This window comes from Nocardia sp. FBN12 (genome assembly GCF_050320175.1).
Lineage (GTDB): Bacteria > Actinomycetota > Actinomycetes > Mycobacteriales > Mycobacteriaceae > Nocardia.
Genome location: NZ_CP190048.1, coordinates 5156036 through 5178087, shown reverse-complemented (window position 1 = coordinate 5178087; position 22052 = coordinate 5156036). Strand labels below are relative to the sequence as shown.

Here is a 22052-nt window from a genome sequence, read left to right as displayed (position 1 = left end):
GCTGGAACGGTGGTAACCAGCCCGGCGCCCGCGTGGCGCGAGTCCCGCCGAGTCGGGACATCAACCTCTGGTGAGGAGCCGAAGTCAATGCAGCAGAACACAATCGACGATGCGAACGTCGGTCTACACACGCGATGGAGCTGGCGACTACTCGGCCTCGTCGCGGTCTTGGCCTTGGTGAACTTCGTGGTGGACTCGGCGATCGGCGCCCCGCTGATCGTCCTGCCCGAGATGCTCGACCATTTCGGCACCGACCAGGCGGCGTGGCTCAACGCCACCGCGATGCTGGCGGGCGTGATGTGGGCGCCGCTGCTCGGCAAGAGCGCCGACATCTACGGCAAACGCCGAGTGCTCGTGCTGGCATTGCTGATCAGTTGCGTGGGTGCGCTGATCTGCGCGGTGGCCCCGACGATGTGGATCTTCGTCGTGGGACGCATGTTGCAGGGAGCCGCGTTGGCGGCCATGTTCTTGTCGGTCGCGATCGTGCGAACCGTCTGCACGCCACGCCTGGCCATGATCATCGTCGGCATCGTGACCACCGGTACCGCGGTGCTCAATGTCGCGTCCCGTTTTCTCATCGAGAAGCTGGCGACGGAGTTCGGCTTCCAGATCCTTTTCCTCATCTCGGCCGCGGTGGCGGTCGCGATGGCGGTTTGCGTGCGTGTGCTGGTTCCCGAATCGCTCGTGAAGACGCCGGGCCGGCTCGACATCTCGGGTGCGCTGCTGCTCGGGGGCGGTCTGCTCGGGGTGCTCGGCTACATCAGCATGGGTCCCGACCTCGGCTGGTCGGCCATCGGCCCGCTTGCCGTTCTCCTCGGTGGGATCGTGGCGCTGGCCAGATGGTTCGCGGTCTCGAGCCGAAAGCCCGACCCGCTGATCGACGTCGGGAACCTCGGCAGGCCGTTGATTCTCACGCTGCTTGTCGTTTTCCTCGGCGCGGGTTCCTACCAGAGCATGCTTCAGCTCATCCCGCTCATCAGTGAGATTCCGGCTAACCAGAATCTGGGCTACGGTCTCGGCGGTCACGGGTCGGTGGCGCTGCTTCTCGCGGCACCCGCTGTCGGTGTGATGCTCGGAGGTCCGGTGGCCGGCTGGTTGGGGACGCGGATCGGACCCGCCAGGACCTTGGCCGGGGCGGTCATGCTCGGAACCGCAGCCACCATCGGGATGTTTCTCGGTGTGTCGCAGCTGGTCGCGGCGCTGGGCTTCGCGTTCCTGCTCGGTGTCACGGTCGCCGCGTTGGGTGCGTCGGGTTTCAACATGGCAGGCAACTTGGCGTCGGCACAACGGCAGGGCATCGTGTCCAGCCTGGTCATGGTGATGGTGTCGACCGGGGCCGTGGTGTTCAACTTCGTCGGCGCGGCCGTGCTCGCCTCGACCACCGTCGTCGCGGACGGCGAGACAGTGAATTCCGCAACCGGGGTGTTCAGCTACATCGCGATCGCCACCGTGGCATTCGCGATCGCCGCGGTGGTCGTCGTCATTCTCGTACGAACCACCCGCCCGGAGCATCAGGCGCCGGCGCAGAGGCTCGAACCCGTCGAGACGCGCGCGTGAGCCTTTCCATCGACAGAAAACGTAGGAGTTGACATGAAATCCAGCGGAACCGTCCTGATTTCCGGCGCGAGCATCGCGGGTCCCGCGCTGGCGTTCTGGCTGCGCAGACATGGCTTCGAGGTGACGGTGGTCGAGAAGTCCACCGGGGTGCGCGACGGCGGATATCCGATCGACGTGCGTGGCACCGCGGTAGCCGTCGCGCACCGGATGGGCATCCTGCCGCGCCTACGGCAAGCCCATATCGACACGCGGCGGGTGAGCTTCCTCGATGCCGACGGCAGTCGCGCCGCGGTCGTTCATCCGCAGGCAGTGGTAGGCGGCGTCGACGGACATGACCTCGAGATACCGCGAGGGACGCTGACCGACGTGCTCTACACCGCCGTCCGCGACGACGTGGAGTTCCTGTTCGACGATGCCATCGACGCGCTCACCGAGCACGATCACGGTGTCGACGTCACCTTCCGCAGCGGCGCCCACCGTAGTTTCGACCTCGTGGTCGGCGCTGACGGAATGCACTCACGAACCCGGGCCCTCACCTTCGGCCCCGAACAGGACTACCTGCGCTACCTCGGCTACTGCTTCTCGATCTGCACCATGCCCAACACGTTCGGGCTCTCGCACGAGGCACTCGTCTGGAACACCCCTGGACGCGCCGCCGCTCTCTACGCCGTCGGAAACAGCGACGACGTACACGCCCTGCTGACCTTCGCCCACCCCGAACCAGCACACGAAGCACTCCGCGACAACGGCACTCGAGACGAGCTGATCACCACCGTCTTCGGCGATGACGGATGGCAGGTACCGATGATCGTCGACGCCATGCGTCACGCGCCGGATCAGTTCTTCGACACGGTCAGTCAGATCCACCTGCCGCGATGGTCGAGCGGGCGGGTGGCATTCGTCGGCGATGCCGCCTACGCGCCGTCGTTCCTCACCGGGCAGGGCTCGAGTCTCGCCCTCGTCGGCGCCTACATGCTCGCCCACGCCCTGGCCACCCACGACGATCACACCGCCGCCTTCACCGCCTACGAGCGCGCCAGCCGCGGATTCGTCGAACTCAACCAAGCGCAGATCTCCACCGGCGAGGCAGCGCTGTTTCCCACCACCGCCGAGGCATTGGAAGCTCGCAACCACCGGCTCCGCGGCCTCACCACGTCGCCGCCGACCACAGGACGACCGGCCCACACGGCACTCACCTTGCCCGACCACTGAGCCCATCCGCCGGGATGGATGTGACGTGGGGGCCTGCTGCCCGAAATGTGCTCGTCACCGAACCGGGATAGGGTCCGGGTTCGCATCGGGAACAGGCTAGGGAGCGTTCGTTATCGCACTTCGGATTTGGCTGAGCAGTGCCGGGGCAGCGACCGTTCAGGTCATGCGGTTGCTCCGGGAGAACCCGGACGGTGTCGACGTCACGATTTATGCCAGCAATGTGGATCCGAGTGCGGTCGCTCTCTCGGCAGGTGATGTGTCGGCGATCGAACCTCGGTACGTGAGCAACGAGGAGTACGCGCAGTTCGCGCTCGAATTCTGTCGCACGCATCGCATCGATGTGCTCATTCCGCCACGGCGTCTCGACGCGCTGGCAGGTCGGGGAGCCGACTTCGCGGCGGTCGGCACCAGTCTGATGTGTTCGCCGTTGGCAGCGGTGAAGGCGCTGACCGACAAGGTGCGAACCTACGAGATCGCCGGTGCGGCAGGAGTTCCCGTACCGCCGTGGCGGGAGGCGCGCGATGCGGACGAGTTCTGCGCGGCCGTCGACGAGTTGGCGATGGGCGGGGAGACGCTGTGCATCAAGCCGAGTGGTGAGTTCTCGGCGTTCGGGTTTCGCATTCTGGACGACCGTCCGTTGACCATGGCGAGCTTGCGGGTCGCGCCACGACCGGTGGCCTCGGTCGCTGCCGTCGCGGGGGCGATGCGCCGGGCCGCGGCGGCGGGGGAATGCGTCCCGCCGCTGCTGGTGATGCCGTTCCTCGAAGGTCCGGAGATCAGTATCGACTGTCTCTCCGCGCCGGGAGGTGAACTGCTGATGGGGATTCCGCGCGCCAAGCAGGGCCGCTTCCGCGTATTGCTCGATGATCCCGCCGCGGTCGACATCGCGCGGCGGCTCGTGTGGCACTTCGAACTGGCCTACCTGACCAATGTCCAATTACGTTATCGCGGTGGGGAACCGGTCCTGCTCGAGGCGAATCCGCGACCCTCGGCAGGCCTGTTCCATACGTCCTTCGCCGACGTGAATTTGCCATGGGCCGCGGTTCGGCTACTGCTGCAAGGTGATTCGGGCTTACGGCACCCGCCGCGGCTGGGTGCCTGTCTCGCCGTGGCGGAAGCGGTGATGGAGGTTGCGCCGTTGCTGGACGGTCAGCTCGAGGGCGTACGTCGCAGCGCGGATCTGGTTCCTGGCTGATCACTCGCCGGTGGTGAACAGGCCCCGGTTCATGGCGACGATGACGGCATGGGTGCGGTCGTTGACGTCGAGTTCGGCGCCGGGGTCGCAGACAGCATCGACCGGTCGAACTTCGTGTCCACCGATCGGTGGACACCGCGACGATGTCAGCGGGTGAGCAGTCCGGCCAACCCGTCGAGGAGCAGATCGAGGCCGAAGGTGAAATCCGCCGCACCGGAGTGGGATCCGGCAATGACGAGCCCCGAGAGGGTGCGCAGGTGGGGATGTGTTTCGGCGGGGACAAGCGGGAGGAATTGTTCTGCGGCCGACGCAAATTCGGCGGGGTCGAGAGGGAAGTTGATGGCCTGGATGGTGAAGCCGTAGATGTGGCTGTCCAAGGCGTTCCACGCTCGGTCTGCCTGTTCGTAGGTGAAGCCAGCGGTGATCAGGCAGCCGAGGGTGGCGTCCACGTAGCGGAGCATGGCGGGGCCGACATTGACGCGGGAGCCGAGCAGGCCGGTGGCCCAGCGGTGGGTCAGGAGTACCTCGTGGGCAGAGATGGCTCGGTGCCGCAGCTCTGCTCGCCAGTCGGTGCCCGCACGGGGGACGTAGATCTCGGCGACCACCACTGAGGGGCCCTGATGACCGATGTGGATACGGCTTCGATGACCGCCTGGATCGCACCCCGATACGGCGGGGCTGAGGTGTTGCGCAGCGAGATCGTGCCGCGGCCGAAGGCGCCGGGGGAGGGTGATGTGGTGGTCCGTGTGCGGGCGGCATCACTGTGCAGTGGGGATCTGCATCTGCTCACCGGGACGCCGTATCTGCTGCGGCTCGGGTTCGGGTTGCGCAGGCCCAAGCATCGAATGATCGGGCAGAATCTGGCGGGTGAGGTAGTCGCGGTCGGCGGGAGTGTCACCGAATTTCGCGCTGGTGACAGGGTTTTCGGTGCGGTGCCCAGTGGGGCGTTCGCTGAATACGTTTGCGCCGGCGCGGGCGCGTTCGCCATCGTGCCTGCGGCGTTGAGCATGGAAGATGCTGCGGCGATGCCGGATTCGGGAATGACCGCGTTGCAGGGGCTGCGTGATATCGGCAAGGTCGGGCCGGGGCAGCGCGTGCTGATCAACGGCGCGTCGGGCGGGGTCGGCAGCTTCGCGGTGCAGATCGCGAAGGTGCTCGGCGCGCACGTGAGCGCGGTGTGCGGCACCCGGCATGTCGAGATGGTGCGCAGCATCGGTGCCGATGTCGTCATCGACTACACCGTCGACGATTTCACCCGCGCGGATCTGCGCTACGACGTGATCTTCGATCTGGCAGGCAACCGAGCACTGCGGGAGATCCGTCGCGTGCTGGCCACGGACGGCGTCTTCATCTCCTCCGCCGCCGCGCCCGGCAACAACTGGTTCGGCCCGATCCGATGGCTGGGTCAGGTGGCACTCACCGACCTGTTCGCGCGACAGACCCTGAAGGCTCTGCTGATGCGACCCGCGGCCGCCGACCTCGCATATCTGGCCGGATTGGCCGTTGACGGGAGCTTGCGACCGGTGATCGAGCGGCGGTTCGCGTTGTCCGACGCGGCACTGGCCGTCGCCGCATTCGAGCAAGGTCACGCGTCGGGAAAGACCGTCCTCATCGCCTGATTCGCCGGGGATGCCGTGCCGATTCGGATGTCTTGCGCAGCTAGGGCCGAAGTTGTCCTAGGTGGCTCGTACTGTTGATCTCATGAGCAACGAGATCCAGCCCTACCGCATCGACATCTCGCAGCAGCAGCTCGATGACCTGCGCAATCGGCTCGACAACGCGCGCTGGCCCGCCGCGCTGCCGGGCGATGACTGGGACACCGGCGTGCCGACCGGTTACCTGCGCGAGCTCGTCGACCACTGGCGCACCGGCTACGACTGGCGGGCAGAGGAGGCGAAACTCAATGCGCACGAGCAGTTCACCACCGTGATCGACGGGCAGAACATCCACTTTCTGCACGTCCGCTCGGCCGAATCCGATGCCGTGCCGCTGCTGCTGACGCACGGCTGGCCGGGCTCGATCGCGGAATTCCTCGACCTGATCGGCCCGCTGACCGACCCGCGTGCGTACGGCAGCGACCCGGCCGATGCCTTCCACGTGGTGATCCCGTCGCTGCCCGGTTTCGGGTTCTCCGGACCGGTCACGCAGGGGTGGTCGGTGCGCCGGATCGCCGAGGCCTGGGTCGAACTGATGACCAGGCTCGGCTACGAGCGGTTCGGGGTGCAGGGTGGTGACATCGGTGCGGCGGTGAGCCCGGAGGTCGGGCGAGTGGCACCGGATCGGGTAATCGGTGTGCACGTCAACGGTGGTGCGGGCTCGTTCCCGCAACTGCCGCTGTCGGAGGCGGACATGGCGAGCCTGACCGAACTCGAGCGTGACCGCATCGCGCGGATCGAGGCGTTCATGAACGAGGAGTTCGGCTACATCGCCGTGCAGTCCACCCGCCCGCAGACCCTGGCCTACGGGCTGGTCGACTCCCCGATCGGGCAGCTGGGGTGGATCATGGACAAGTTCCGGGAGTGGACGCACCCGCGTGAGACGCTGCCGGACAAGATCATCGATCGTGATCGGCTGCTGACCAACGCGATGATCTACTGGCTCACCGGCACCGCGGGCTCGGCGGCCTACGTCGGCTACGCGCAACCGGTGGAATGGGGTGCGGTGCCCGCGAATTCGGGTGTGCCGACCGGCGTGCTCGTTTTCGCCCACGATGTGGCGATCCGGCGCTTCGACGAGGCGGAGAACACGATCGTGCGCTGGAACGATGTGGACCGGGGCGGGCACTTCGCGGCACTGGAGGAACCGGAACTGCTCACCACCGATGTGCGCGAGTTCTTCCGTACGTTGCGCTGATCAGTCCGCGAGTTCGCCTGCCGAGCGCCATGATTGGCGTTCGGCGGCGAACGCTTCGGCTTGGACAGCGCGAAATTCCTCGATGGAGCTCGCGTTATCGGTGAGGAACCCGCGGTAGTCCGCGAGCCGGAACTCGCCGTCGGTGACAGTGACGTCCACCTTGCCCGCGGTGAAATCCGCACGCAGATCGAGGAGTTCGTCGGCCTCCACCGGATGCCATTTGATCCGGTCGAAATAGCGCAGTAGCCAAGGGGTTTCCGCGTCGGTAGCGAACCGGTCGACCCCGGGCCCCGCGGTACCCACAGGTCGGGCGCGGTGGTTCCACACCTGGGTCGTGCGCCCGACGAACTGGTAGCCGCCAGGGCCCTCCATGCCGTAGATGCAGAGGTAGGCGCCGCCGATGCCGACGGCGTTCTCAGGGGTCCAGGTGCGGGCCGGGTTGTACTTGGTGGTGACCAGTCGGTGGCGGGGGTCGGTGGGGGTGGCCACGGGGGCGCCGAGATAGACGTCGCCGAGGCCGAGGACCAGGTACTCGGCATCGAAGACGGTTCGGTAGACATCGTCGACCGAGGCCAGGCCGTTCATGCGGCGGATGAATTCGATATTCCACGGGCACCACGGCGCGTCGGGACGCACACCGTGCATGTAGCGGATGATGGCCTCGCGCGTGGACGGGTCGTCCCAGGACAGCGGTAGGTGGACGGTGCGGCTCGGCACCACGAGTTCGGCCGAATCCGGTAGGTGCGCTTCGGCTTCGGCCAGCAGGTCGAGGAGCTGTGCGATCGGCAGGACGGCTGGGTCGACCCGGATCTGTAAGGAGCGAATGCCCGGGGTGAGTTCGATGACCCCGCGTACACCGATGGCGATCAGATGCTGGTGCAGGGCATGAACTCGGGCGCGCAAGCCCAGATCCAAGGTGAGCGTGCCGTATTCGACCAGGACGCCGTCGTCACCCTGCCTGCGGTAGGTCACGCCGGTCTCGTCGTCGACATCGGCGCGACGAAGTACTCCGTCGTCGCCGTCACGGCCCGCCGAAAGCACCGTGCCCAGGGATGCACGCCTGCTCGCGCCGAGCGCCGCGGCGGGTGCGGCGTGGTCGGCGCGGACGGGGACGAAACGCACCTTGTCGCCGGGGGTGAGCTGGCCGAGTTTCCAGCGGTCGGCCGCGACCACGGTGATCGGGCAGACGAAGCCGCCCAGGCTCGGGCCGTCGGGACCGAGCAGGATCGGGGTGTCGCCGGTGAAGTCGAGTGCGCCGATCGAGTAGGCGTTGTCGTGGATGTTGGACGGGTGCAAGCCCGCTTCGCCGCCGTCGGTACGCGCCCACTCCGGCTTCGGTCCGATCAGCCGGACGCCGGTGCGGTCGGAATTGAAGTGCACCTCGTAGTCGGTGCCGATGATGGTGTCGAAGTCGGCGCGGGTGAAGAACTCCGGTGCGCCGTGCGGGCCCTCGGTGACCGCCAGCTCCCAGCGCCGTCCGAAGGCGGGGATGTCGGCCATCGGAACGGCGGGCGCGAGACGAGTCGCCGGCTCGCCGAGAGCGAGCGAGTCTTCGGCCCGCAGGGCCGCGCCGGTGCCGCCGCCGAACTTGCCGAGCGTGAATGTGGCGGCGCTGCCGAGGAATTGATCGACATCGATCCCACCCGAGACGAGAATGTAGGTGCGCATGCCGGGACCACGGATCGCTGCGACATCGAGGACACCGCCTGCCGGGACCTCGACGGTGCGCCACTGCTCGGCCGGGCGGCCGTCGACCCGAACGTCGGCGACCGCGCCGGTGACACACACCCACGTCGCCGTCGTGAAACGCAGCGCGGGTCCGCCGAGGGTGCATTCCAGCCCGGCCGCACCTTCCGGATTGCCGAGCACCCGGTTGCCGAGCCGGAACGACAGGTCGTCCATCGGCCCGGACGGCGGAACGCCGATGTGCCAGTAGCCGATTCGGCCCGGCCAGTCCTGCACGGTGGTCTGCATACCGGGCCGGACGACCTCGATGCGCGCCGGAGAAGATGGGCCCGAGTTCGGCTCGAGCCCGGCCACCGTGGCGTGAACAGTGCCGACGTCGCCAGTGGCCTCGGCTCGGCTGATACCCGGCGCGAGGACGGTACTCGTGCGCGATGTAGGCGTTTCGACCGAGAGGTCGGCAGCGCCGGCGCGAGTGTCGGTGAGGCTCATCGGGTCACCACCATGCGGACGGGGGTGGGGTCGAAACCGTTGCAGGGGTTGTTGATCTGGGGGCAGTTGGAGACCAGGACCAGGGTGTCGGCCTCGGCGCGCAGGGTGAGCTTCTTGCCGGGCGCGGACAGGCCGTCGACGATGCCGAGGGTGCCGTCGGGCTCGACGGGGACGTTCATGAACCAGTTGATGTTGGAGACCAGGTCGCGTTTGCCCAGACCCCATTCGAGGGCGGCGGTGAGGAAGTTCTCCACGCAGGCGTGCTGGTGGCGGGTGTGGTGGCCGTAGCGCAGGGTGTTGGATTCCTGGGAGCAGGCGCCCGCGATGGTGTCGTGGTTGCCGACCTCGTCGGCGATGACGGTCATCAGGGGAGTGCCGGCTTCGGTGCGCAGAACGCTGCCGGTGGTGAGGAAGATATTTCGCTGGGCCGCGATGGTGGCTTGGGCGCTGTAGCGGTCGGTGTGGTCGGCAGCGGAGTAGAGCAGGCAGTCGACGGCCTGGTTGCCGTGCAGGTCGATGATGTCGAGGTGGTCGCCTGCGCGGACGATCGCCGACCAGGGTGCCTGGGCGGGGACGGTCTCGTCGAGGACGACGGTGCGGGTGGTGGTCATGCCGGAACCTCCGTGTTCAGTGCGGCCGACCAGGCGGCTTCGGTGTTGTCCACGGCCCGTCGGTATTCGGGGTCGGCGTTGGTGACGCGATCGGTGGGGGCGGACCAGGCGAGGAGGTCGAGGTCGCCAGTGGGCCGGTCGTCGAGGGGATGGGGCGCGTTGGCGACCAGGAGGGTCAGCGGGAGGTGAACCAACAGGTCGATGGTGGCGCCCACGGGACCGTTGCCGGTCGGCTCGATCGCGCCGTTCGGTGCGACGCGGGCGCCACGGAACAGGGCGATCGAGGGGCCGATATCGCGGGGTTCGAGCCCCTGTTTGGCACCGGCGACGTGGAGCTGGTGGCGGCCGTCGGTGGTGGGGCCGCACAGGGTGTCGTGGTGGCCGGAGGTGTCGGCGAGAACCGTCGCCAGCACTCTGCCCTGGTCGGAGAGCAGAGGGTGGCCCGCGCTCAGGTACGCCTGCCACGGCACCTTCACCGTGTCAGCGACATTCAGCCGCTCCCAGGATGCTTCGGCGCGCAGCAGGAACAGGTGGGCGCAGGTGGTGCCGGACGGGTCGGCGAGACGTACTCGAGTGCCGCGGCCGAGCACGACGTTCGCATAGCCCCCCGAGGGAATACGCTGTGCGACAACGACTGTCGCGGGGTCGATGCCGTCCGGTGTTTCAGGACGTGCCTGTGTGGCAGCCGCGGCCTGGGCTCGCGCGTGGGCGCGGGCGCCGTCGGTGGACTGGGTACTCGTCATCGGTTACTCCTCAGCGAGTGGGTGACGAACGGGACGATGGGCGAGCTCGTGGTGCGAGCTGGGCGCAATCGCGGCGGGTGCGTACTCGGCGCACCCGCCGCGCCTGTGGATCAAGCTGTCGCGGAAGCGATTTCGGACTCCGTCGCGGCGTCTTTCGGGGTAGCGACGACGAATCGGTAGACGATGGCGCCCGCTGTGAGGATCACGGCTACCGACAGCGGGCCTGCCCAGAGTTGCCACCAGCTGCCGCCTGCGGGGGTGTAGACCTCGGGGCGGGGCCAGGCCAGGTTGATGACCATGGCGATACCCCAGACGACGGCGAGTGCGTTGATGGGGATGCCCCAGCGGCCCAGGTGAAAGAGGGATTTGTCGTCGAGGGCGGGCATTCCCTTGATCCGGCGGATCAGCAAGGGGACTGTGACCAGCAGATAAGCCAGGTACAGGCTGACGATGCAGACGCTGGCGAGGGTGGCGAAGATAGCCGGGTTACCCAGGTTGAGCACCAGCAGGCCGATGCCGAGCGCGCCGATCACCACGGCGGGCCACACGGGCGTGCCGAAGCGCGGGTGGACGGTGGAGAGCGCCTTGGCGAACGGCAGTTTGCCGTCGCGGGCCATCGAGAACAGCAGGCGCGAGCCCGCGGTCTGGATCGCGAGCGTGCAGACGATCACCGCCACCGCGACGCAACCGAGCAGGACCGAGCCCGCGGGGCTGTTCAGCTTCGAGGTGATGACGTAAGCCAGTCCGCCGGAAGACAATTCGCCGTCGGACAGGCTCGGTGCCGCCATCAGGGCGCCGAGCAGCATGAGGCCGCCGCCGAGCGCCGATACCGACAGGGCGAGCAGGATGGTGCGCGGAGCGACCGTGCGCGGGTTCTTGGTTTCCTCGGAAAGCTCACCGGCGGAATCGAATCCGACCATCACATAGGCGGCCATCAGGCCCGACACCAGGAACGCCGCCCAGTAGGGGCCGGGGGAGGCCTGGTCGGTCTGGAACACGACGTCGGGGCCGCGCTCGCTGTTGGCGAAGAACAGCGCGATGATCGCCAGCACGCCGACGATCTCGACGGTGACACCGATCGAGTTGATCTTCGCCATCAGATCGATGCCGATCACATTGATCGTGGTGGTGACAACGAGCAGCACGCTGCCGAGCAGCACGGCGTTCATCGCGCCGTCGCGGGAGGTGAGGGCGGTGTCGGTGCCGATGAGCTGGAATCCGCTCCAGATCGAGGGCAGTACCACCTGCAGCGCGATGGCGGCCGCGGCGGCGGTCACGACCTGCGCGATCACCATCATCCAGCCGGCGAACCAGCCGATCAGCCCGCCCGCCAGCCGGCGCGACCACTGATAGATACAGCCGGAGATCGGGTAGCGGGCGGCGAGTTCGGCGAAGTTGAGCGCGACCAGGAACTGGCCCGCGAACACGAGCGGCCAGGTCCAGAAGAAGGCGGCGCCGCCGAACGAATAGCCGAAGCCGAAGAACTGGAAGATCGTGGTGAGGATGGAGACGAACGAGAAACCTGCTGCGAAGGACGCGTAGCGCCCCAGTTTGCGGTGCAGGACCGGCTGGTAGCCGAAAGCTGCCAGATCGGCGCTGTCGCGGGCGAGTTCGGGTGGGGCGGCGGGGGATTCGAGTGTCGTGGCCATGTCGGTGTCCTTCAGCGGTTCGGCCAATATCTATCAGTCGATAGTTTTGCGCGCGCGATCGCTCGAACGGTGTCGTGCGTGTATCGACTGGGCGGCCCGCGGTAACTTCTGCGTTGCCTGAGTTTCTGTCAAATGACAGAAAATCGACCGCCGGGCATCTTCGCTGGTGAGCTGCCCACTGCGGGGCAGGTCATGGCCCGATGACAGAATCTCCGGTGTGGCGAATCTCGGGCCCGGGCGTCCCCGGCTGGAACAGCGGCGCAGGCAGGGAACCACGCCGCGCGCGGAGATCCTCGACGCGGCGGCGGAGCTGTTCACCACCAAGGGGTACGCCAACACCTCGACCCGGGCGGTGGCCGACGCGGTCGGCATCCGCCAGGCCTCGCTGTATCACCACTTCGCCGCCAAGGACGACATCCTCGACGCGCTGCTGGCCGAAACGGTGGCAGGCCCGGTCGAATTCGCGCAGCGGATGATGGCCGAGCCGGAATCCGCGGTGGTCCAGCTGTACGCGCTGGCGCTGTTCGACGTGCGCCAATTACGCACCGCGCGCTGGAACCTGGGTGCGCTGTACCTGCTGCCGGAGCTACGCACCGAACGTTTCGTCGCGTTCCGGCGCCGCCGTGACGAACTGCGCGGGCACTACGAGCGGCTGGCCGCCGCGTCGTCGGCGGCCGCGGGGGAATCCGAGGGTTCGCGGATCCTGCCGTTCCGTCTGGTCGAGACGGTGATCGCGATCAGGTACGACGAGGGGGACGCGGGCATCGACACCGAGCGCGAAATCCCGGACGGGATCGTGCGGATCGTCGGACATCGCGGCGATGTCGGTGCGGTGCGGGCCGCGGCCTGCGCGCTACTCGCACGGTTGGGGGAGATCGGCGGCACCCCGCCGGCTTGATGCGCGCGCCGGTGTGGGGATCGGGCCCGCGCGAGGGTGGGCGGAATCAGCGGGCGGTCGGCGGTGCGATCTGCCAGTGCTGGTTGAGCGCCTCGGCGATTTCGGGCAGGACGGTGATCGGGATTCGCTTGGCGCGCAGCATCTCCCGGATCTCGCTCACCTGTTCACGTTTGCGCATGTCGTAGGCGCCGGTGACGGGGCGGATCACCGGGGGAATCGACAGCAGTACGAGCTCGTCGGCCGACTCGCCGTCGAGGTCGAGCGCCAGAGCCCAGCGGGAGTGCTCGTCGAGGGTGAAGCGGCCCGCGACGACGCGGTCCCACGGCACGGTCGAGGAGCGGAACGGGGTCCGCGCGTAGATCGCGTGCTCGTGCAGTTCGACGACATCACGGATGAACAGCGCGACACCCACCGCGAATCCACCGACCGCCCCGACCAGCAATCCGGTGATCACCCGGTTCACCCCGAACATCGCCAGGAACAACCCGACGACGCCCGTGGTGACCAGGACTGCGATCAAGCAATACGCCATGCTCCGACCAGCGGGCACCACACCGGCACGCACGACCGACATGCGGACCTCCCTCTCCAGCTCCGGGGCCCGAGTAAGCCGTCCCCGAATCGCGATTCGTGGCCTACCCTAGCGGCCGTGCTCAGGAGCCGAGCGACACCGCTGCTTCGGAGGTCTCGACGCGGAAGGTGAAGGTCTCCTGGAAGTACAACTGCACGGTCTCGGCGTCGTGGCTGAGATAGCCGATCGACAGGTCCTGACCCAGCGCCAGCTCGAAATCGCCGCCGCGGGTGGTGAGCGCGAAGCCGCCGGAAATCGCCGGTGCCCAGATGATCTCGCCCTCGATCAGCCGCTCGATGTGGGTGCGGATCGGGTGGCCGTGGTCGGAGGTCTCACTGACCTGGGTGTAGAGCTCGGCGCTGAGCACGACCGAATACGGGCCCTGCACGCCGGCCAGACGCAGGCCGGTGAGAGCGTGCGAGATGGCGTCGGGGATGTCGACCACATTGTTCGGCAGCGCGACGGGAGAATTCGAGGCCGCCTCGCGGATACCGGTGATGCCCGCGGCGGCGTAGCTCTCGAAGATCGCGCGGTCTTCGGCGAAGGCGATCTTCTGGGCAGCGTCCTTGAGATTGTCGAAGTCGGCGTCGCCCGCGCCGCGCTCGATGTCGTCGAGCTCGGCGCGCTGCAGGGTGAACGGCACCCGCAGTTCGACAACCGGCTGCACTACGCGCTGACGGGCCTGCACGCCGTCGTCGGGCGAGTCGATCGAGGTGACCCGGCCGAGGTTGCGGGCCGAGAAGTCGAAACCGTGCGGTCCCGCCACGTCGACCACCCGGCGGCCCGCGATATTGCGCTTGAACGTGCGGGTCGCCTCCTCCTCGATCTGCGACCAGGCTTCGCCGGTGATCGGCGCGAGTTCGCGATGCAGGTTGTTCATTCAGATACTCCTTTTCATCGTGCCGATGCCGAGCGACCCGTCTGCCGCGGCGTTCGCCCGTTCTATCGGGTCGAATTCGGAAAGGGTCGTCGGCTCGATCTCGGTGACGGCGGTCTCGGGTGCGTCGGGAAGATCGTCGAGGAAATCGACGGTGGGGGTGAAGAACGAGGTACCGGTGACCGCGAACGAGAAGTCGAGGATGCGGTCGTAGGCTGCCTCGTCGGTGCCGAGGAACATCCGCTCCAGCATGCGTTCGGTGACGCTCGGCGTGGCCGCGTACGCGACGTAGTAGGTGCCGAACTCGCCGGTGCCGATGGTGCCGAAGGGCATATTGGCGCGCACGATCTGCCGTTCGGTGCCGTCGGCGTCGACGAGGGTGTTCACCGCGACATGCGAATCCGGCGGCTTCACATCGTCGGGCAGTTCGTAGTCGGCGAGCTTGGTCCGCCCGATCACCCGCTCCTGCTCCTCGATGGACAGCGCGTTCCACTGGTCGAGCGGGTGGGTGTACTTCTGCACGATCACGTAGCTGCCGCCGGTGAAGGCTGGGTCCTCGTCGCCGATCAGCGCCGCCGAGGCCGCGGCGCGGCCCTCGGGGTTCTCGGTGCCGTCGACGAAACCGAGCAGGTCGCGCTGTTCGAAGTAGCGGAAGCCGACCGTCTCGTCGACGATGGTGGCCGCGCCTTTCAACCGCGCGCCGATCACCATGGCGAGTTCGAAGCACGGGCCCTGGGTCTCGCCCCTGATGTGGAAGAGCAGGTCGCCCGGGGTGGCCGGTGCGCTGTGGATCGGCCCGTCGTATCCCGGGAACTCGTGCAGCTCAGCTGGTTTCGGGCCGGTGAAGAGGCGGTCCCACGCCGCGGAGCCGATCGAGGTGACGCAGGTCAATCCCTCGCCGGGCACCCGGAAACTGACCGAACGGCGCAAACCCGAGATATCGGCCAGGAGGTCGCGGACCGCCGATTCGCCGCCCTCGTCGATCGTGGCGACAAGAAAGATCGCGGCCGGTGTGAGTGGATCGAGGACAGGCTGTGGCTCACCCATGGGGACCAGAGTACGGCGCCGCGCCGACAGGTTTCGTCGCAGCACTCTGGTGTGTCAGGTGAGCGGCCTATTTGGCGACGGTCAGCAGGAAGGTGACATCGTCGACGGCTTTGACGCTGTGGCGAGCGCGCGGCACCACGATCAGATCGCCTGCCGAGCCCTTCCATTCGTCGGTGCCAGCGATCAGCACCAGCGTGCCGGAGAGCACCTGGATGGTGGCATCGCCCGCGTTGTCGTGTTCGGCCAGGCTCTGGCCCTCGGCGAGGGCGACGACCGTCTGGCGCAGCGCGTGGGTGTGGCCGCCGATGAGGGTTTGCGAGCTCCGGCCGCTCGTCGAAGTGGCGGCCAGCTTGAGCTGTTGACGGGCCACCGCGGTCAGCGATTTCTTGTCCATGGATCGGGCCTTTCGCAGGCATCTCGCGGGCAGGTCTTGCCAGGAGTATGCCCGACGGCGCCCACGCGTTCGGGCGTTTTGCCGCGACCGTTAGCGGTGTGTTGTCAGCCGCGGGTGTAGTGGCGAATGCGGTAGCGCAGACCGGTTTTCGAGGTGCGCCACGGGGTGTCGTCCGCCTGCCATTCCGGGCCGATGGCCGGGGCGAAGGCATCGCCCGTCACGGTGGTGTCGACCTCGGTGACCAGCAGTGACGTGGCGAGTGGCAGGGCGGCCCGGTAGATCTCGCCGCCGCCGGCGACCCAGGTGTCCGCCTCGCCGGTCATGGCCAGCGCTTCGGGCACCGACGCGGCGCGTTCGGCACCCTCTCCGGACCAATCAGTCTGGCGAGTGACCACGATGTTGCGGCGACCGGACAGCGGGCGGAAACTCGCCGGAAGCGAATCCCACGTCCGCCTGCCCATGATCACCGGGTGCCCCATGGTGGTATCGCGGAAATTCGCCATATCCTCGGGCACGCGCCACGGAATGGTGTTGTCGACGCCGATCACGCCGTTGTTCGCCTGCGCCCAGATGAGGCCGATCATGCGAGTCACACCGCCACCGGCGCCTTGATGCCGGGGTGGTGCTCGTAGCCGGACAGCTCGATGTCCTCGTAGGCGTAGTCGAACAAGCTCGTCGCCGGACGCAGGTGCAGCGTCGGGAACGGGTAGGGCTCGCGGGTGAGCTGCTCGCGAACCTGGTCGACGTGGTTGTCGTAGATGTGCACGTCGCCGCCGGTCCAGATGAATTCGCCCGGCTCCAGCTCGGTCTGCTGGGCGACCATCAGGGTGAGCAGGGCGTAGCTGGCGATATTGAACGGCACCCCGAGGAACAGGTCGGCGCTGCGCTGATACAGCTGGCAGGACAGCTTGCCGTCGGCGACATAGAACTGGAAGAAGGCGTGGCAGGGGGCAAGGGCCATCTTGTCCAGGTCGGCCACGTTCCAGGCCGAGACGATCATACGGCGTGAATCCGGGTCGGTGCGCAGGGTGTGCAGCACCTGGGCGATCTGGTCGATGTGGGTGCCGTCGGGGGTCGGCCACGAGCGCCACTGCACGCCGTAGACGGGGCCGAGTTCACCCTTGGCGTCGGCCCATTCGTCCCAGATGGTCACGCCGTGTTCGCGCAGCCAGGAGACGTTGGAGTCACCGCGCAGGAACCACAGCAGTTCGTAGGCGATGGATTTCATGTGGACCCGCTTGGTGGTGATCAGCGGGAAGGATTCGGCCAGGTCGTAGCGCAGCTGGTGACCGAAGATACTGCGGGTTCCGGTGCCGGTGCGATCGGCCTTTGGCGTGCCTCGCTCCAGAACGTGCCGGAGCAGATCCTCGTACTGCGTATCAGGGGTGGCCACGACTTGCGATTCTACGTGGGTCGGGCCGGTGGATCGGCACCTGGCAAGCTCTTGCGCTATGCGCAAGCTCTACGTGATCGGCATCGGCGCGGGCGACCCCGACCAGGTGACGATGCAGGCGGTCAAGGCCATGCGAAAGGCCGAGGCCTTCTTCGTGATCGGTAAAGGTGCCGAAAAGCAGGAACTGGTCGACGTGCGCACCACGATCCTGGCCGAGCACGTGGCCGGGCCGCACCGGATCATCGAGATCACCGATCCGCCGCGCGAACGTACCCCCGCGGACTACGCGGGTGTCGTCGTGGACTGGCACGAACGGCGTTCGGAGCTCCTCGAAGCCGCGTTCGACCAGGTGGACGGTATCGGCGCGATTCTCGTGTGGGGCGATCCGGCGCTGTACGACAGCACGCTGCGGATGGTCGAGCATGTGCTCGCGCGCGGGCGCGCTGACTTCGATTACGAGGTGATCCCCGGCGTCACCAGCGTCGCCGCGTTGGCCGCCCGGCACCGGATGGTGCTGCACCGGATCGGCGAACCCGTCCACGTCACCACCGGGCGCCGACTGCGCGATGAGGGGCTCGGGCCAGGGTCGACGGTGGTGATGCTCGACGGTGAATGCTCGTTCACCGAGATCAGCGGCGACGATATCCACATCTGGTGGGGTGCCTATCTCGGTATGCCCGACGAAACCCTGATCGAAGGCAACGTGCGCGAGGTAGAACGCGACATCGTGGCTCGCCGCGCGCAACTGCGCGCGGAAAAGGGCTGGATCATGGATGTCTATCTGCTCCGGGCCGGATCCCGCGCCGACGCGCGATAGATCGCTAAACTGGCACCCGTGCCCGAGCTGCCGGAAATCGAGGCGTTGGCGCAGTTCCTTCGGGATCATGCCGTCGGCGCTGTGGTCGGCCGTGTGGATGTGGCCGCCCTGAGCGCGGTGAAGACCTTCGATCCGCCGGTCACCGCGTTGTCCGGCCGGGATGTCACCGGTGCGGGGCGGTGGGGGAAATTCCTCGGAATGGATTGTGGCGGACTGTGGCTGATCACCCATCTGTCGCGCGGTGGCTGGTTGCGCTGGGTCGATGAGCCGAATCCGGTGCCGCCCAAGCCGGGCGGAAAGAGCCCGTTGGCGCTGCGCGTGCATTTCTTCACCCCCGAGGGTGCTACGCCCGCGATCGACCTGACCGAGGCCGGGACGAAGAAACGGCTGGCGGTGTACGTCGTCGAGGACCCGAAGATGGTGCCGGGGATCGCGCGGCTTGGACCGGATGCCCTCGGGCTGACCGAGGACGAGTTCGCCGCCCTGCTGAAAAGTACTTCGCAGCGGATCAAGACCGCGATCGTGGATCAGACCCTGCTCGCCGGGATCGGCAACGCCTATTCCGACGAGATACTGCACACCGCGAAGATCTCGCCGTTCGCGAACACCAAAACGATGTCGACGGACAAGGTTTCGCAGTTGTACACCGCGATGCGCACCGTTCTGCTCGACGCGGTCGACCGCTCGGTGGGGCAGGACGCGGCCCGGTTGAAGGGCGAAAAGCGTTCGGGCATGCGGGTGCACGCCCGCACCGGGCAACCGTGCCCGGTGTGTGGCGACACCGTGCGCGAGGTGTCCTACGCGGAGCGGTCGTTCCAGTACTGCGCCACCTGCCAGACCGGCGGCAAAGTGCTCGCCGACCGGCGGATGTCGCGGCTGCTCAAATAGTCTTCTCGCGCCAGGCTTCCAGTAGCCGGAGCCAGAATTCGCTGACGGTCGGGAAGGCGGGCACGGCGTTCCACAGCGTGTCCAGCGGCACCTGCCCGACGACCGCGATGGTGGCCGCGTGCAGGTGTTCGCCCATCTCCGGGCCGACAAAGGTGGCGCCGAGAATGCGCTGGGCGGCGGTGTCGACGACGAGTTTCGCGCGACCGTGGAAGTCGTCACGCGCGAGTGCGGAACCCGCGACGGCGATGTCGAGTTCGACCGTGTCCACCGCGAATCCGGCGGTGCGTGCCTCGTGTTCGGTGAGGCCCACAGCCGCGAGTTCTGTCGCGGTGTAGATGACCTGGGGTACCTGCTGGTGGTCGGCGCTCGCGGTGAACCGCATGCCGTCCAGCGGCCTGCCCTCGGCGCGGGCGGCGATCACGTCACCGCACACCCTGGCTTGGTACTTGCCCATATGTGTCAGTGCCACACGGTGATTCACGTCGCCGACGGCGTAAAGCCAGTCGCCGGGCACCTCGCGCGCGGTCAGCTGGTCGTCGACCTCGATATAGCCGGCGGGCAGGCCGATGGCGTCGAGGCCGAGATTCGCGGTGGCGGGCGTGCGGCCGGTGGCGACGACGAGTTCGTCGACTTCGAGTTCGCCGTCGTCGAGCACCAGGGTGACGGGGCCGCCGTGGATCCGCCCGACGCCGGTGTTTTCGGGATCGCGACGCGAGACCAGCAGTGGTTCGGTATGGAACCGCACCTCGACGATGCCGTTGTCCCGCAAGCCCCGCAGGACCAGCTCCGAGGCGAACGGCTCGTTGCGTGGGAGCAGACGGTCACCCCGGACCAGCAGGGTGACTTCCTCGGCGCCGAGTTCGGCCAGCCAGGTCGCCGCCTCGCAGGCCACGACGCCGCCGCCGATAATGGCGACTCGGCGCGGAACGACGGTCAGGTTGGTGGCATCGCGAGAGGTCCACGGCAGGGCCTCGCGCACGCCAGGAATGTCGGGGACGGTGGCGGTGGTGCCGGTCGCGATGACCACCGCGTGCCGGGCCAGCAAGACCTTGACACCGTCGTCGGTATCGACCTCGACGCGGCGCTCGCCGATCAGGCGGCCCGCGCCGCGCACGGGATCGATGTTCGCCGATTTCGCCCACTCGACCTGGGAACTGTCGTCGTGGTCGTGCACGAAGGCGTCGCGGCGGGCCAGCACGTCGGCGACCTGCGGGCCGCTCGTGGTCACCCCCGGCATCGCCTCGCCGAGGTCGAGCACGGCGCCCGGGCGCAGCAGCGCCTTGCTGGGGATACACGCCCAATAGCTGCACTCACCACCGAACAGCTCCCGCTCGACGAGGGCGGCGGTGCGATCGCTACCCGCGATGGCGTAGGCGGCGGCGTTCTCACCCGCCGGACCCGCGCCGATGACGATGACGTCGTATTCGAGCTCGGTCACTGCAGATAGCCCTCGACCTCATGCGGGGAACGCAGCCCGGTTTCCTCGGCGGATTCGCCGGAGCCGGTCCGAGCGCGCCGCTGCCGCAGCAGATCCCACGCCTGATCGAGCATCACCTCCAGCTCGGCCAGTTGCTTGCGTTCGGCGATCGGGTCGATCTCGCCCGCGGTGGCCTTGGCTCGCAGCGAGTGCTCGTCGTCGACCAGCTGTTTGATCCGCGCCAGAATGTCCTGATCGGTCATATGCTCACGCCTTCGATAGTCGGAGGGTAGTGCGGGACTCTCGGTCCATGCTACGACCGCGCTGGTCCGGCGGGGAGGTCTTGCGGGTCGGCATCACCGGTGGCCGCGTCGGCGAGCGCATCGGCGGCGACGGGCATCGCTCGGGCGAGATCGGCGCTGGTCAGGGCGGTGTAGCCGATGGCTACGCCGAAATGGTGCGGTTCGGCGAGGTGGTGGCGGGCCAGGCCGTCGAGCAGGACACCGTGGGCGCGGGCGGCGTCGACGGCATAGCGTTCGGCGGCGTGGCCGGGGAGTTCGACGACGACGTGCGAGCCGGCGTCGTCGCCGATGACGGGCAGGCCACGGCGGGCGAGTTCGTCGACCACAAGGGCGCGGCGCGGTGGCACGACGCGGCGGAGCCGGCGCAGGTGCCGCGACAGGTCGCCGTGGCGGGCGAACTCGCTGAGAACTCGTTGCCCGGCGGGGCTGGGGGAGCTGCCGATCTCGGTGCGGTGCGCGAGGACGGCGGCGGTGATGTCGGGGCGGGCGACGAGCCACCCGACGCCGAGGGTGGTGGCGATGATCTTGCTGGTGGTCCCGAGATGGACGACGACGTCTGGGGCCATCGCCGCCAGCAGTGGCAATGGCGCGGTGTCATAACGCAATTCGCCGTCGTAATCGTCTTCGATGACGAAAGCGCCGGTCCTCCTGGCGAATTCGATGAGCTCGACACGTCGAGCGGCCGGCATCCGCGCGCCGAGTGGGAACTGGTGCGCCGGTGTGCAATACACCGCGCGCACACCCGGCGGAATCCGGTCGACACACAAGCCGCCGGCATCGACCGGCACCGGGAGCACCTCGATGCCCGCGGCCCGGAACGCGCCGGCCGCGCGCAGATAGCCGGGGTCTTCGAAGGCGACCGTATCGCCGGGGCGAAGCAGTGCCGTGGCGAGCTCACCCACCGCCGCGCTGGTGCCCGCGGTGGCCAGGACCACTGATCCGGCCCCGGCGGCCAGTCCGCGATGGCGCAGGAGGTGGTCGGCGATCGCCGACCGGAAGTCCAGTTCGCCCGCGCGGTTCTTGCGAGCCTCCGGGGCTTGGTCTCCTGCCGCACGCCAGGCACGGCGCCAGGCGGCGGAGTCGACCGCTTCGGCGCACGGCGCGCCGGGTCCGAGGTCGAGCAGATCCGCGTCGGGATCGGTGTCGTGACCCGCGCCGGTGGCCGGTGGCGCAGTGGCGGGGGCGGTGCTGAGGTAGGTGCCGGACCCGTGTTTGCCGGTCAGCCAGCCCTCCGCGTGCAGCTGGTCGTAGGCGCCCGCCACCACGGCCCGGCTCACACCGAGCCGCTGAGCCAGGGCGCGCGAGGACGGCAAACGGTCGCCGATGCGCAGCACCCGGTCGGTCGCCGCGGTGCGCAGGGCATCGGCCACCTGCACCGACAGCGGTTCGGGGGCGGTCCGGTCGAGCGGAATCGGAAGGTCGTCGAGCATCGTCCACCTCGAATTGGCCTGTT

Annotated in this window: 22 protein-coding genes; 8 read left to right on the top strand and 14 right to left on the bottom strand. The window is 67.9% G+C overall.

Features of this window, described 5'->3' with window-relative positions; all coding sequences use genetic code 11:
• The first annotated feature begins 87 nt into the window (after positions 1–87).
• The 3 genes from ACQHI0_RS24565 to ACQHI0_RS24555 all read left to right on the top strand — a co-directional run bounded on the left by ACQHI0_RS24565 (position 88) and on the right by ACQHI0_RS24555 (position 3964).
• Entirely contained in the window at positions 88–1557 is a 1470-nt protein-coding gene (locus ACQHI0_RS24565) for an MFS transporter (RefSeq protein ID WP_427904170.1), read from the top strand.
• A 33-nt stretch (positions 1558–1590) separates the two neighbouring features.
• Positions 1591–2769, top strand: a complete 1179-nt coding sequence (locus tag ACQHI0_RS24560) for an FAD-dependent monooxygenase (protein ID WP_427904169.1) — start codon at positions 1591–1593, stop codon at positions 2767–2769.
• Between the two features lie 163 nt (positions 2770–2932).
• Complete coding sequence (locus ACQHI0_RS24555) at positions 2933–3964, top strand: ATP-grasp domain-containing protein (protein ID WP_427904168.1); 1032 nt, start codon at positions 2933–2935, stop codon at positions 3962–3964.
• A 146-nt stretch (positions 3965–4110) separates the two neighbouring features.
• Here the strand turns inward: ACQHI0_RS24555 and ACQHI0_RS24550 are convergent, their stop codons facing one another.
• The gene (locus ACQHI0_RS24550) at positions 4111–4572 is read right to left on the bottom strand and encodes a TetR/AcrR family transcriptional regulator C-terminal domain-containing protein (RefSeq protein WP_427904167.1); all 462 of its coding nucleotides are present in this window, start codon (positions 4570–4572) and stop codon (positions 4111–4113) included.
• A 12-nt stretch (positions 4573–4584) separates the two neighbouring features.
• Between ACQHI0_RS24550 and ACQHI0_RS24545 the strand changes: the two genes are divergently transcribed.
• Both ACQHI0_RS24545 and ACQHI0_RS24540 read left to right on the top strand, forming a co-directional pair.
• Positions 4585–5583 carry an NAD(P)-dependent alcohol dehydrogenase gene (locus tag ACQHI0_RS24545; protein WP_427904166.1) on the top strand — a complete coding sequence of 333 codons (999 nt, stop codon included), beginning with the start codon at positions 4585–4587 and terminating at the stop codon, positions 5581–5583.
• Positions 5584–5665: 82 nt separating this feature from the next.
• Positions 5666–6817 carry an epoxide hydrolase family protein gene (locus ACQHI0_RS24540; protein WP_427904165.1) on the top strand — a complete coding sequence of 384 codons (1152 nt, stop codon included), beginning with the start codon at positions 5666–5668 and terminating at the stop codon, positions 6815–6817.
• Here the strand turns inward: ACQHI0_RS24540 and ACQHI0_RS24535 are convergent, their stop codons facing one another.
• From ACQHI0_RS24535 to ACQHI0_RS24520, 4 genes are all read right to left on the bottom strand, one after another.
• Positions 6818–8992, bottom strand: coding sequence for a 5-oxoprolinase/urea amidolyase family protein (locus tag ACQHI0_RS24535; protein ID WP_427904164.1), 2175 nt, complete (start codon positions 8990–8992; stop codon positions 6818–6820).
• Entirely contained in the window at positions 8989–9603 is a 615-nt protein-coding gene (locus tag ACQHI0_RS24530; RefSeq protein WP_427904163.1) for an urea amidolyase associated protein UAAP2, read from the bottom strand. The genes ACQHI0_RS24535 and ACQHI0_RS24530 overlap by 4 nt, the downstream gene beginning before the upstream one ends.
• A complete protein-coding gene (locus tag ACQHI0_RS24525) occupies positions 9600–10346 on the bottom strand; it encodes a DUF1989 domain-containing protein (RefSeq protein ID WP_427904162.1) in 747 nt (248 codons plus the stop codon). The genes ACQHI0_RS24530 and ACQHI0_RS24525 overlap by 4 nt, the downstream gene beginning before the upstream one ends.
• Positions 10347–10456: 110 nt before the next feature.
• The gene (locus ACQHI0_RS24520; protein WP_427904161.1) at positions 10457–11995 is read right to left on the bottom strand and encodes an amino acid permease; all 1539 of its coding nucleotides are present in this window, start codon (positions 11993–11995) and stop codon (positions 10457–10459) included.
• A gap of 217 nt (positions 11996–12212) precedes the next feature.
• Between ACQHI0_RS24520 and ACQHI0_RS24515 the strand changes: the two genes are divergently transcribed.
• Positions 12213–12893, top strand: coding sequence for a TetR/AcrR family transcriptional regulator (locus tag ACQHI0_RS24515; RefSeq protein ID WP_427904160.1), 681 nt, complete (start codon positions 12213–12215; stop codon positions 12891–12893).
• Positions 12894–12939: 46 nt separating this feature from the next.
• Here ACQHI0_RS24515 and ACQHI0_RS24510 read toward each other — a convergent pair whose 3' ends face one another.
• From ACQHI0_RS24510 to ACQHI0_RS24485, 6 genes are all read right to left on the bottom strand, one after another.
• A complete protein-coding gene (locus ACQHI0_RS24510) occupies positions 12940–13467 on the bottom strand; it encodes a hypothetical protein (RefSeq protein WP_427904159.1) in 528 nt (175 codons plus the stop codon).
• A 79-nt stretch (positions 13468–13546) separates the two neighbouring features.
• On the bottom strand, positions 13547–14344 hold the full coding sequence (locus ACQHI0_RS24505; protein ID WP_427904158.1) for a family 1 encapsulin nanocompartment shell protein: 798 nt from the start codon (positions 14342–14344) through the stop codon (positions 13547–13549).
• Positions 14345–15388 (bottom strand): Dyp-type peroxidase, encoded by a 1044-nt coding sequence (locus ACQHI0_RS24500; protein ID WP_427904157.1) that lies wholly within the window; start codon positions 15386–15388, stop codon positions 14345–14347.
• Between the two features lie 67 nt (positions 15389–15455).
• Positions 15456–15782, bottom strand: coding sequence for a cupin domain-containing protein (locus tag ACQHI0_RS24495; RefSeq protein WP_101465662.1), 327 nt, complete (start codon positions 15780–15782; stop codon positions 15456–15458).
• Positions 15783–15886: 104 nt separating this feature from the next.
• The gene (locus ACQHI0_RS24490; protein ID WP_427909282.1) at positions 15887–16366 is read right to left on the bottom strand and encodes a dihydrofolate reductase; all 480 of its coding nucleotides are present in this window, start codon (positions 16364–16366) and stop codon (positions 15887–15889) included.
• Positions 16367–16371: 5 nt separating this feature from the next.
• Complete coding sequence (locus ACQHI0_RS24485; RefSeq protein ID WP_358109177.1) at positions 16372–17175, bottom strand: thymidylate synthase; 804 nt, start codon at positions 17173–17175, stop codon at positions 16372–16374.
• A gap of 58 nt (positions 17176–17233) precedes the next feature.
• Here ACQHI0_RS24485 and cobF point away from each other — a divergent pair, with 58 nt between their 5' ends.
• Both cobF and ACQHI0_RS24475 read left to right on the top strand, forming a co-directional pair.
• Positions 17234–17992 (top strand): precorrin-6A synthase (deacetylating), encoded by a 759-nt coding sequence (gene cobF, locus ACQHI0_RS24480; protein WP_427904156.1) that lies wholly within the window; start codon positions 17234–17236, stop codon positions 17990–17992.
• A gap of 18 nt (positions 17993–18010) precedes the next feature.
• On the top strand, positions 18011–18880 hold the full coding sequence (locus ACQHI0_RS24475; protein ID WP_427904155.1) for an Fpg/Nei family DNA glycosylase: 870 nt from the start codon (positions 18011–18013) through the stop codon (positions 18878–18880).
• On the opposite strand, the gene ACQHI0_RS24470 is transcribed toward ACQHI0_RS24475, so the two are convergent.
• Genes ACQHI0_RS24470 through ACQHI0_RS24460 form a run of 3 tightly spaced genes read right to left on the bottom strand, consistent with a single transcriptional unit; the run spans position 18873 to position 22029 of the window.
• On the bottom strand, positions 18873–20318 hold the full coding sequence (locus tag ACQHI0_RS24470; RefSeq protein ID WP_427904154.1) for a dihydrolipoyl dehydrogenase family protein: 1446 nt from the start codon (positions 20316–20318) through the stop codon (positions 18873–18875). The genes ACQHI0_RS24475 and ACQHI0_RS24470 overlap by 8 nt on opposite strands.
• The gene (locus tag ACQHI0_RS24465; protein WP_427904153.1) at positions 20315–20560 is read right to left on the bottom strand and encodes a DUF2630 family protein; all 246 of its coding nucleotides are present in this window, start codon (positions 20558–20560) and stop codon (positions 20315–20317) included. The genes ACQHI0_RS24470 and ACQHI0_RS24465 overlap by 4 nt, the downstream gene beginning before the upstream one ends.
• Positions 20561–20610: 50 nt before the next feature.
• A complete protein-coding gene (locus ACQHI0_RS24460; RefSeq protein ID WP_427904152.1) occupies positions 20611–22029 on the bottom strand; it encodes a PLP-dependent aminotransferase family protein in 1419 nt (472 codons plus the stop codon).
• Positions 22030–22052 lie beyond the last annotated feature (23 nt).